Here is a 10811-nt window from a genome sequence, read left to right on the forward strand (position 1 = left end):
AGCGGCGCGGAGCGCTAAAGCTCAGGAAACGTCCTGTGCCATAACAGGAGTCCCTGTTCGCGCAGCGTGGTGTAAGCCATGAAACCCGCACTCGATGCGTCAGCTTGAGGGCGGGAGTACGTCACCATAGTGGCTCTCGCTTTGGCTCAGAAAGCTCGTAAAGGGATCCCTCAGTTTGCAACTGCTGCTATGCTACGGGACAGGTTAGCGGATCCCTTGGCGCTATGCCCTCGCGTCGTTCCAAGTCGGTTTTGAACCCCGGTTCAGAGATGGAGGGGGGGCGTCTCCTAGCCCTAAAAAATCAGATCGAGGCAATCCTCTACTTGAAGGGGCAGCCGTTGGCCCTATCGACACTGGCCCAGTTGGCCCAGTGCAGCCGCGACGAGGCCTACGATGCGCTGTTGGAGCTGATGGAAGACTACGCCCACCGCGACTCCGCCCTAGAGGTGCTGCAGGTGGAGGAGGGGTTTGCTCTACGGTTGCGCGAGCCTTTTTTGGAGCTGGCCAACCAGCTCTTGCCCCCTGAAATCGGGGTGGGCGCCACCCGTACCTTGGCGACTATCGTTCTACGTGGCCCCCTCTCGCAAGCTGACTTGGTGGAGTTACGCGGTCAGGGTGCTTACCAACATGTGGCAGAGCTGGTGGAAAAGGGCTTTGTGACCCGCTATCGCAAAGAAGGCAGCCGCTCCCCCTGGTTGCGGGTGACGGATAAGTTCCATCGCTACTTTACCTTGCAAGACGGGAAAGCTTGCGCTCTAGCTGCAAGGTCAGCGTCGAGATGAAAGGCGCGGCAAACAAGTCCAGTCTATACCGGCGAGTTTACCAATCCTCTAGAAAACAAAACCGGCCAAGGCGTTCTCTACACTTGCATCTTTGTTCGTGGTAGTTTAGACCCCTCAGTTTATTCGCAACAAATGCCTGCGCTACTGAATGGATAACCAAGGAGCTGGCCGGTACGACCTCTCTAAACTCTCTGCTGTGCTGGCCAAAGAATATGAGTGAGCAGCTCAGCTCAACGCAATGGCAAGGCAAGCTAGCGCAGAGCGGGCTTAGTCGGCCATCCAGCGTTTCTATGACAACTGCCAAGCCAAGAAACCAGGGAAGAAGGGCTTTCCCAAGTTCCAGAAGCACTGCCGCTCGGTCGAATACAAGACGACAGGGTGGGAACTCTCACAAGACGGGAAGCATCTCACCTTCCCCAACAGTTTTAAGGCTGGAACCTTTCTGCGGCTGGAAGCTTCTGACCCATGGTTTTACGGCATTTCGCGGATTAAGCAAATCAGGGTAGTGCGGAGAGCCGATGGCTACGACGCTCAGTTTTGCATCGACGTTGACCCGCAGGAAGAACTTCCACCTACGGGTAAGGTTGTCGGTATTGAGTTGGGGCTGACATGCTTCTACGAAGCAACCGACGGTACTGTAGTGGAAAACCCCAGGTTTCCGAGGCAGCGTAGAGACTGGGTGGTGAAACAGGCCCGGGCGCTGGTGTGTCCGTAGCGTGGTTTTGTGCGCTTGCGTCAGCGGTGCGGAGCACTAACTGTCTTAAGCGGGTTTGAAATGACCACAAAGTTAAGGATCCCCTCACCGGGGATCCAGATCAAGGAGTCACGGCTTCAGCGGAGAAGGGAGCCCTTCTCCTGAGCCAACATCAGCTAGGTTGCTGGGACTCTTACTTGTTGGGCTGAGGGGTGACTCGCAAGTAGGGCTTGAGCTCCTTGTAGCCTTTCGGGAACTTTTCTTTGAGCACTTCCGGATCTTGCAGCGAAGGTGGAATGATGACATCATCGCCATCTTTCCAGTCGGCGGGAGTGACAACGTTGTACTTATCCGTCAACTGCAGAGCATCGATTGCCCGCAGCAGCTCGTCGAAGTTGCGCCCCGTGCTGGCTGGATAGGTGAGGATAAGGCGGATTTTCTTGTTGGGATCAATAACGAACACTGAGCGCACCGTCAAAGGCAGTCCTTCTTGATTGAGGTTGGTCTGATCCAGCATGCCGTAGAGCTGGGAGACCTTGCGATCAACGTCTGCCAAGATGGGATAAGTCACCCGGGCATTCTGAGTTTCCTCGATGTCTTTCACCCAGCCGACGTGGGAGTCCACATCGTCCACGCTGAGGGCCAGCACCTTCACCCCTCGCTTCTCGAACTCAGGCATCAGCTTGGCAACAGTACCCAGCTCGGTGGTGCAGACCGGCGTGTAGTCAGCGGGGTGCGAAAACAACACTACCCAGCTATCCCCGGCCCAGGAATAGAAGTCGATTTCGCCGTGGGTGGACTTTTGCGTAAAATTGGGAGCCGTATCGCCAAGTCGGAGAGACATACACTCTTTCTCCTCAGTAAAGGGTTCAGTCCGGTGAGGTCAGGATCCGGATCCTTGCGCTCGATCCGTCTGCTGTCTATTTTGCCACAAAAACTCCACTTTTCCGAGCGGATTTTAGGAGATTTTAAGATCATCGCCAACTTGCCCGCAAGGTGAGAAGCCCTTTCCTAATGTGAACAATTGTTGTGGGCAGTCTTAACATTCTGTAGTTTCCTTACAGGCTGCAACGGCGGCGTGCTAGGGGTATTGTAGACAACAGAATCTAGCTCCTCTGCTGAGGTCATGGGATCGATGGAAAGCCTAGAAGCAGTTACACCTTACAGCCTGGCCACCCTGTGGGCCCAAAAATATGTAGACAAGCTGCGGGCACAGGCGGCCTTGGGCGAGCTGCCGGGTACCCAATTAGCCGACAAAGTGAAGGGATCCCTGCGCTTTGCCAGCTCCCAGGCCTGGGCAAAAACGGAGCGGCTCTTGGCTGCCGAAATCCCGAGGCAGCGGCTGGATCCGGACTTGATCGATCCCTGGCAAATTGCCGAGGACTCCCGCGAGTTATTTGAAAAGGCAGCGGAAAGTTGTGGGGAGGGCCTCTCGCCAGTGCGCTTTTCGGTAAAGATTGCACCGTTCTGTGGCAGCCTGCGGGCCCGCTACAGCGAACGGGATCCGCGGGTGCTGGGCTTTTTAAGCATGCAATTCCACTACACGGGGCAGATGGTCTTGCAAGCTCTATCCCCTCAGGAGCGCAGCCTCTTCCACCCCTACTTGAAGGTCATGGACGACCACCTCTACATGCCCCTGCAGAGGATGTACGAGGGTGCCGCTGTTCACGCCAGCGACAACGCTTCTTCCGCCTCTTTGCTGGCTGTTCAGGAACTGCTGCCCATCGTAACCAGTGTGGCGGAATTTATCTGTGCCGAAGTAGCTCAGCGTTTCCCGGACTATCGCTGCGAAAGCGGCCCCTTGACAGATCTGGAGGTGCGGATTTCCAGCATCCGCGATGTGGAGATGTTCCAGGTGTACCTGGGCCTCTGTGCCTTGGAAGGCAGCGTGGTGGCTGTGCAGCAGGAGCTGTTTCCCCTTTGCGTGATGCTGTACCCCCCTCTGAAGGTGGAGTGGAAACTGGTGCGGCAGATGCTGGAGCTGTTGGATGAGGCTTTGCACTCTCGTCTCAGCCCGGCTAGCTACACTTTCCTCCTGCCTTATCTGCGAGCCGTGCAGGGCATGTTCTCGCTGGAGGTTTTCCCCGAGAGCGACCCGATCTGGAGCCATCATCCCGACGTACTGCGCTATATGGGAACGGCGCAGAAGCTGTTGCAAGAATTGATGGGTCAAAAAGTCACTTGAAAATCCTCACGCTTGTCCACTCTATCTTTAGAGCAGGACAGGCTGTTGGGCTATCGCTCTTCAAACCTGCTGGGATCTACGGAGTGTCCAGGAAAGGGGTGGGCTCCACCAGCTCGGTCACAAATTGGTGCAGAATGGGCAGGTAGCGTTCCCCGGCCACCTGGAGCAAGTTGTTGTGATCGGCTCCCTCGATGGGCACCAAACGCTTGGGATCCCGTGCTGCTTGGTAAAGGGCTTCGGCATGCCAGAAGGGGATCAAGCGATCCTGAGTGCCGTGCAAAATCAGCAGCGGGCAATTGATCTGGGCAATGCGGCTGAGGTTGTCGAAGCGATCAAAAGGCAGCAGCGGGATGCGGGTCAGGACGCGAAAAGCGGTTACAAAGGTGGATTCCAGGATCAAGCCCCCCACTGGCTTTTGGGCTGCTAGGTAAACTGAGGGCCCGCCTCCCACCGAGCGTCCATAAAGCAGAATCCGCCCCGGCGGGATCCCCTGATCTCGTAGGTAAGCGTAGGCCGCTTCAATGTCTTTGTAGGCACCGGCCTCGGAAGGGATCCCTTCGCTGGTGCCGTAGCCGCGGTAGTCGTAGGCCAAGACGCTAAACCCCCCCTGCTGCAGCTTCCTCAGGCGCGGCAGGATATCTCCTAGATCCTCGGCGTTGCCGTGGCTGTAGAGGAGGGTATAGGTGGCTGCGGGATTGGGCAGGTAGACCGCTGAAATCTGCAGGCCATCGGCGGTGGTGAGTTTGAGAATGGCCTCCCCATCCTGGTAGCTGGCGGGGCGGGGCAAAAAGATCAGCCGCTCCGATTGAAACCAGCCCAGCCAGAGCAGGTAGCCGTACACCCCCAGGCTGATGAGCAGCAAGGATGGCCCCAGCCGCAGTCCCAGAAAGGGCTTACTCATTGCTCCTTCCCCTCACCCCCGGCCCCTCTCCCTCTAGGAGAGAGGGATTGGGCAGCGACGTTGGGCGCCTTAGGATTTGGCTAGCAGGGCAGAACCTTTCCAAAGGCAAACTCCAATCCAGTTAACCAAAGTATGAGCGACGATGGTTACCAACAGGTTTCCCGACAGCCACACGCCCATCCCCAGGAGAATACCTACGGCACTGGCCCAAACGGCATAGGGCCAACCCTGCCACTCTAGCCAGTGTAAAACCCCAAACAAGAGCCCGCTCAGGAGGATCCCGCCCGTCCACCCCAAGGGGCTGGTCACCAGGGCTGTCATCAGCACGCCGCGAAACAGCCACTCCTCGCTCCACCCCGGTAGCACCCCCACCCAGAAGACGTCTCCCCATTGCAAGGGATCCGCCACCAGGTGTAAGTAGGCGGAAGCCGCCCGGCGATAGGCCGGCCAAAGCCAGTAAGCCCCGCCGCTCAGCAGCGCCACCCCCAGCCCCAGCGCCGCTCCCCAGGCGACGGCCAGCGGATCCCAACGGAAGGGCACGCGGAGGGATCCCAGCCAGATCCAGAGGCCGGCGATGAGGGCCAGGATCAGGCTGGTCAGGCCCATCCCGATCAGGATCTGTTGGCGGGTACAGGGTTGCATCTTGGCACTCATGGGAGGAGCCTATTCCCAGCGTAGGGCGAATTCCGACAAGAACGGCTGCCCGAATCCACACTGGCAGCGGGGAAGACTCTCAGTTGATGCTCTCCCCAGCCCTAGAGAGCGGGGTTTGCGCCGCCCTTGTCTCGGTCAAGGGGGTAGGAGCTTGGGATCCCCCCTCTCCTTTAAGGCAAGTGCTGCCTCAGCAACTGGGCGTGCTGGGCCGATCGCTCCACCCAAACAGCCACTTGGTCAGGGCTGAGGGCCGGCCCGTCGGCATAGCAAGCCAGCCAAGCCCGGTGCAAAGCTTCGGGATCCTCTGGGATCGCCTCGAGATCCCAGCCGGGCATGCCCAATTCCCCGAGTAGCGTTTTTACCTTGGGATCGTAGCTGAGGCCAAAGCAGGCGCAACCCTCAGCCGCCGCCATCACCAAGCCGTGGTAGCGCATAACGATTGCCAATCTCACCCCCCGGAAGACCCCCTTTAAAAGACAGGGATCCCGAATCTCCAACACCTGGCTGGGGCCGGGCAGGCGCTGTTGCAGCTGTTGCGCTAGGCGGTAGTCTGGGCCAAGGTCAAGGGAGCCAGGAGGAGCCAGTTGGAAGGGCAGCAAAAGGAGATAGGCCCCCGTCGAGACCTGGAGGCGCCTCAAGCCTTCCGCCAAAGTCTCAAGTCGCGCTGGAGTGAGCTCGGGATGCTGCCGCAAGACCACGGCAATGCGGGGCTGAGGCCATCTTTCCCACTCCGGCAGGGTTTTGGCGGGCAGGCCCCAAACCGGATCTGGGGCCACCTGATGGGGGATCCCCCAGTCTCGCAGCCATTGGGAGGCAACGGCGTCGCGCACACTGATGGCCGTACAACCTGCTAGAGACCGGCGGGCCAGCTCGCGGATCCAGCCCCGCTGCAAAGGCCCGATCCCTTGCGCCCACGCCAAGGTCTTCAGCCCCCGCCGCTGGGCCCAGAGCATTAGACCCAGGTAGTAAAGCGGGCTGCGCCAACTGGTGCGATCCTGCAGCAGGCTGCCCCCACCCCAGATGAAAGCTTGAGACTGCCCCAGATAGCGCCGCAAAGCCCAGCCGTCAAAGCGCGGACAGGCCAGCACCCCATAGGTGGCAGCCGTTTCCGCAGGGCGAGGAGAGAGCACCACCGGCTGTACAGGGTTGGGCAACTGCCGCAGCAGCTGCAGTAGAGCCAGCAACAACGCCTCGTCGCCGGCATTGCCGTAGCCATAGTAGCCGCAGATCAAAACCTGTGGCCCCTGCCTGGAGCCGATTTGCTCAGGCAAGTTGCGCCGGGATCCCCAATCGGTAGAAGTCAAGGTTCGGTCGAACTCGGCCCGTTGCATCGAGAACCTAGTCCAGCCTACAGCTTTCTTCCGGGATCCAGAGCGCTGCTGGCGCAGACATCTCCCTTGCAGCCGATGGTCTCGGACAGGTCTTCCTTGATGTTCTGCCCACGGCTAGAGCTTGCTTCCGCGCAGCACTGTGCTAAGGGGTCTTTCTCAGCTTATGGGATTGCTCCCGCTTGCCAAGCTGCCCAGAGCATGAGGTTTCTATCGCAGGGGACGCCGTAACCCCAACTCCAAGGCCTATGGCCGGCTTGCGCGAAGGAATGTGGAAACACTCCAGATACTTCCTCTCCTTGCCGCAGTTTCGTGTTCTCGCAGGCGCAAGATCTCAAGGCGGTGGGACAGGGATCCCCTTTGCAGATAAAGTCTGGTAAGCAGTTCTAACTGAGTTTTTCGCAAGTCGATGACAATCTTGCTGCCCTCCTTGGGCGAGATAGCGGCGATAGAGGTGCAGGTAGCAGTCTGACATGCGAAACAGCCTGTCGAGATCCAGGCTGGTGGGGAACTGGGGATCCCAGCAGCCAGCAGGCAAAGCACTCGGAAACCCCCCACGCTCACCCGGATTTGGCTCACCTAGAGGTGGGAGGGATCTCCCTGCCAGGCCGAGAAGCACCGCTCTATAATGAGTAAGATTTTTGGTTGCTCCGCAACGCCGACGTGACGGGGTTTTTGACGTGACCTACGGTCGCAGACCATTGGCCCGCTGGGCTAGGCATTCGGCTTCGCGGCATCCTTACAGCCGCCCCTTTCCCCGCTTGGGGTATGACGAATATGCCAGCGCTGACCCACCCACCCGCCCCTCCTGGATGACTCAGGCTGCTGCCACGGTGGGCAATCTGTTGCTGGGGTCGCTGCTCTTGGGCTCTACAGCGACGGCTGCCGGCTTGATGGGGTTGGCCATCAGCTTTCGCAACCTGCCGGATGTACACCAACTGCGGGACTACGTGCCGGTGGCCACTACTCACATTGTCGATATTCGCGGCGAGCCAATTGCCAGCCTGCACGGGGAAGCCAACCGGGAGGTGATCTCACTGGAAGAGGTCTCGCCGGAGATGAAAAAGGCCCTGCTGGCCATTGAAGATAGCCACTTCTACACCCACCCCGGCATCAACCCCGTCAGCTTGGGCCGGGCCCTTCTGGGCAGTGTTGAGGGGGGCTTGGGCTCTGCCGGGGGCGGCTCCACCCTGACGATGCAACTGGTGAAGAACTTGTTTTTGAGGCCGGAGCGCACCCTCAGCCGCAAGGTGGCCGAGATTGTGCTGGCGGTGCGGCTGGAGCAGGTCTTCACCAAAGACGAAATCCTGGAGATGTACCTCAACCAGGTGTACTGGGGGCACAACCTCTACGGCATCCAGGCGGCGGCCCGCAGCTACTTCAACAAAGATGCGGCAGAACTGAACTTGGCGGAAGCGGCGATGTTGGCCGGGATCCTGCCGGCTCCAGAAACCCTCAGCCCCTTCCGTAACCTGGAGGGAGCCAAGCGACGACAGCGGCTAGTGCTGGATCGCCTGGTGGAGCTGAAGTGGATTACCCCGGAAGAAGCCCAGGCAGCCCGCGAGCAAGAATTGACCCTGGGCCGCATCACCTCCTTCCAGAGCAATGCCCCGGCGGTCACCGACGTCATCGAAGCCGAGCTGCGGCGTCGCTATGGCGAGCAGGCAATTCTCCAGGGGGGGCTGCGGGTGCAGGCCACCATCGACCTGCGGCTGCAACGCCTGGCAGAGCGCATTGTCAACGAAGATGGGCCCCGCATTGCAGCCGCTCGCCGAGCCGACCAGATGGCCCTGGCGGCAGTGGATCCCCGTACCGGCTATGTCAAGGCCCTTGTGGGCGGCATCAACGCCCAGCGGGGCCAATTTAATCGCGCCACCCAAGCCTTTCGCCAAACGGGATCCACCTTTAAGCCCTACGTGTACTACGCGGCCCTGGCTACCGGCCGCTACGGGCCCAACAGCATCCTGGAAGACACCCCGGTCACCTATCCCGGCTCACCCCCCTACAGCCCGAAAAACTACGACAACACCTTTTACGGCCCTCTCACCTTTGCCCGCGCCTTGGAGCTCTCCCGCAACGTGCCCACCGTCAAGCTGGCGGATGAGGTTGGGATCCGCAACGTCATTGCAGCGGCCCAGGCCACGGGCATTAGTGCCGAGATGTTCCCCAACCTGGCCACAGCTCTGGGCTCGGCCAGCATCAGCCCCTTGGAAATGGCCGCCAGCTATGCGGTGTTTGCCAATGGCGGCTACCGGGTGGAGCCAACTCTCTTGGCCCAGGTGGTGGATCGCAACGGCCAAATCCTCTTCGAGGCCCGGCCGAAGCCAGAGCGGGTTTTGGATCCCTGGGCAGTGGCTGCCCTCAACCAAATCCTCAAGGGGGTAGTGACCCAAGGCACCGGGACGGCAGCCCGTCTGGACGATGGGCGACCGGTAGCAGGCAAAACCGGCACCACCTCCGACTTTCGCGATGCCTGGTTTATCGGCTATGTGCCGCAACTGTCCACCGCCATTTGGATTGGCAACGACAATAACTCCCCCATGCTGCCTGGCACGGCAGGGGGCGCCTTTGTCGCCCCCACCTGGAAGCGCTTCATGACCGAGGCCCTGCAAGGGATCCCACCCCAAGACTTCCCTAGCCCTCAGCAATTTTCCCCTCCCCGGCCATGAGCAATAGCGAGGAGCGGCTGGCGCGCATTGAGCGCACCATCGAGGCCAATGCCCAGGCCATCGCCCAACTGGCCCGGCAAAACCAAGAGCTGCTGCAGACCATTGCCGGCACCGAAGAGCGCATTGCCAAGGCCGAAGAGCGCATCGCCAGAGCTGAGGAACGCATCGCCAACGCTGAGGAGCGCGTCGCTAAGGCAGAAGAACGTCTGGAAGCCGAGGTCAAACGCTGGGACGAGCGGTTTTTCCAGCTCAGCCGCGACACCCTCAACTTCACCCGCAATGTAGTTACCATTGCCGCCATCACAGCGGTTTTGATCCCGCTGCTGCGGGATGTCGCTCCCCTGCTGATCGAGCTGCTGCAGCAGGGATCCCGTTAGCCCCCGGTCATCGAAGGGCCCAGGGGATCCCAAAGCGTAATCGTTCTGAGTTACACTAAGACTGCAAAGAAAGGTAACGCCTTTGTCTGGTTTATCCTTAGCCTTGGCCGCGTTCTTTCTTGCATTCCTTGCACAAGACACAGAGGACAGACGACTATGGCTTTTGAACTCCCAGCTCTGCCCTACCCTGCCGACGCCCTCCAGCCCTATATGTCGGCGGAAACCTTCTCCTACCACCACGGCAAGCACCACGCCGCCTACGTGGCCAACCTGAACAAGCTGATTGAAGGCACCGATCTGGCCAATAAGTCCCTGGAAGAAATTATCAAGACCACGTTTGGGGATCCCGACAAAGTGGGCATCTTCAACAATGCTGCCCAAGTCTGGAACCACACCTTCTTCTGGGAATCCATGAAGCCGGGTGGGGGCGGCACGCCGACAGGGCCCATCGCCGACAAGATCAACGCTGATCTGGGCGGCTACGACAAGTTTGTCGAGGCCTTCAAAACGGCGGCGGCCACCCAGTTTGGCAGCGGCTGGGCTTGGCTGGTGCTGGACAACGGCACTCTCAAGGTCACCAAAACCCCCAACGCCGAAAACCCGCTGGTGCACGGCCAAGTGCCCTTGCTCACCCTGGATGTGTGGGAGCACGCCTACTACCTGGACTACCAAAACCGACGGCCCGACTTCATCAGCGCCTACCTGGAACACCTGGTCAACTGGGATGCCGCCAATGCCCGGCTGGCAGCCGCCTGACTGCCCCTCTTCTGGGATCCTCTGACGGGGGATCCCATCGAGGACTAGCCTTGCCCAGCTCTTTGCCAGGGGATCCTCAGGGATCCCCTTTTTTTCGGCTTAGTCCTTCCCCAAGCGTTCCCGCTCTTCGCGCAGGCGTTGTAGGAAGCTGGGCGTAGGGTTTTGGGCAGGGGTGGGAAAGGCAGCAGCAGGAGGAGCGGCCCGGTTGATGGGGGAAAGAGGGGGCGATTGACCGGCTGGGGCGGCAGGGGGGTGCTGAGAATGGGAGTGGGCGGGGGGGCCGGCGCTGCAACGGGCGGAGGCGCAGGGGTGGGTGGCGATGTGGGCGTGGGTTCGGGTTGAGGGTTCTCCCGAACCGGATCAGGATCATCTTCAAACACTGGCTCACCATCCCGCAGCAGCCAGTCCAGCAGTGGATCTGGGCCGGCCTCCCGCTCATCGGTGTCAGAGGGCAAAGGAACAGCA

At 60.0% G+C, this 10811-nt stretch carries 9 protein-coding genes and 1 pseudogene; 5 read left to right on the forward strand and 5 right to left on the reverse strand.

Features of this window, described 5'->3' with window-relative positions; all coding sequences use genetic code 11:
• The first annotated feature begins 224 nt into the window (after positions 1 to 224).
• Positions 225 to 782 carry an SMC-Scp complex subunit ScpB gene (scpB, locus tag NW852_RS06710; protein WP_414365678.1) on the forward strand — a complete coding sequence of 186 codons (558 nt, stop codon included), beginning with the start codon at positions 225 to 227 and terminating at the stop codon, positions 780 to 782.
• An 887-nt stretch (positions 783 to 1669) separates the two neighbouring features.
• Here the strand turns inward: scpB and NW852_RS06715 are convergent.
• Complete coding sequence (locus NW852_RS06715) at positions 1670 to 2320, reverse strand: peroxiredoxin (protein ID WP_414365679.1); 651 nt, start codon at positions 2318 to 2320, stop codon at positions 1670 to 1672.
• A 282-nt stretch (positions 2321 to 2602) separates the two neighbouring features.
• Here NW852_RS06715 and NW852_RS06720 point away from each other — a divergent pair, with 282 nt between their 5' ends.
• Complete coding sequence (locus NW852_RS06720; RefSeq protein ID WP_414365681.1) at positions 2603 to 3661, forward strand: hypothetical protein; 1059 nt, start codon at positions 2603 to 2605, stop codon at positions 3659 to 3661.
• Positions 3662 to 3737: 76 nt separating this feature from the next.
• Here NW852_RS06720 and NW852_RS06725 read toward each other — a convergent pair whose 3' ends face one another.
• The 3 genes from NW852_RS06725 to csaB form a co-directional block, all read right to left on the reverse strand.
• A complete protein-coding gene (locus NW852_RS06725) occupies positions 3738 to 4562 on the reverse strand; it encodes an alpha/beta hydrolase (protein ID WP_414371590.1) in 825 nt (274 codons plus the stop codon).
• Between the two features lie 69 nt (positions 4563 to 4631).
• Complete coding sequence (locus NW852_RS06730) at positions 4632 to 5216, reverse strand: type II CAAX prenyl endopeptidase Rce1 family protein (protein WP_414371592.1); 585 nt, start codon at positions 5214 to 5216, stop codon at positions 4632 to 4634.
• A gap of 170 nt (positions 5217 to 5386) precedes the next feature.
• Complete coding sequence (csaB, locus tag NW852_RS06735) at positions 5387 to 6547, reverse strand: polysaccharide pyruvyl transferase CsaB (protein WP_414398702.1); 1161 nt, start codon at positions 6545 to 6547, stop codon at positions 5387 to 5389.
• Positions 6548 to 7224: 677 nt separating this feature from the next.
• Between csaB and NW852_RS06740 the strand changes: the two genes are divergently transcribed.
• The 3 genes from NW852_RS06740 to NW852_RS06750 all read left to right on the forward strand — a co-directional run bounded on the left by NW852_RS06740 (position 7225) and on the right by NW852_RS06750 (position 10346).
• The gene (locus NW852_RS06740) at positions 7225 to 9213 is read left to right on the forward strand and encodes a transglycosylase domain-containing protein (protein ID WP_414398704.1); all 1989 of its coding nucleotides are present in this window, start codon (positions 7225 to 7227) and stop codon (positions 9211 to 9213) included.
• On the forward strand, positions 9210 to 9590 hold the full coding sequence (locus NW852_RS06745) for a hypothetical protein (protein ID WP_414371596.1): 381 nt from the start codon (positions 9210 to 9212) through the stop codon (positions 9588 to 9590). Before NW852_RS06740 ends, NW852_RS06745 begins: the two co-directional genes overlap by 4 nt.
• A 156-nt stretch (positions 9591 to 9746) precedes the next feature.
• Positions 9747 to 10346: a superoxide dismutase gene (locus NW852_RS06750; protein ID WP_414365685.1), complete on the forward strand. Its 600-nt coding sequence runs from the start codon at positions 9747 to 9749 to the stop codon at positions 10344 to 10346.
• 44 nt (positions 10347 to 10390) lie between these two features.
• Here NW852_RS06750 and NW852_RS06755 read toward each other — a convergent pair.
• Positions 10391 to 10811: pseudogene (locus tag NW852_RS06755) on the reverse strand (hypothetical protein); the annotation flags it as partial.

It is taken from the genome of Synechococcus sp. H60.1 (assembly GCF_047462335.1).
GTDB lineage: Bacteria > Cyanobacteriota > Cyanobacteriia > Thermostichales > Thermostichaceae > Thermostichus.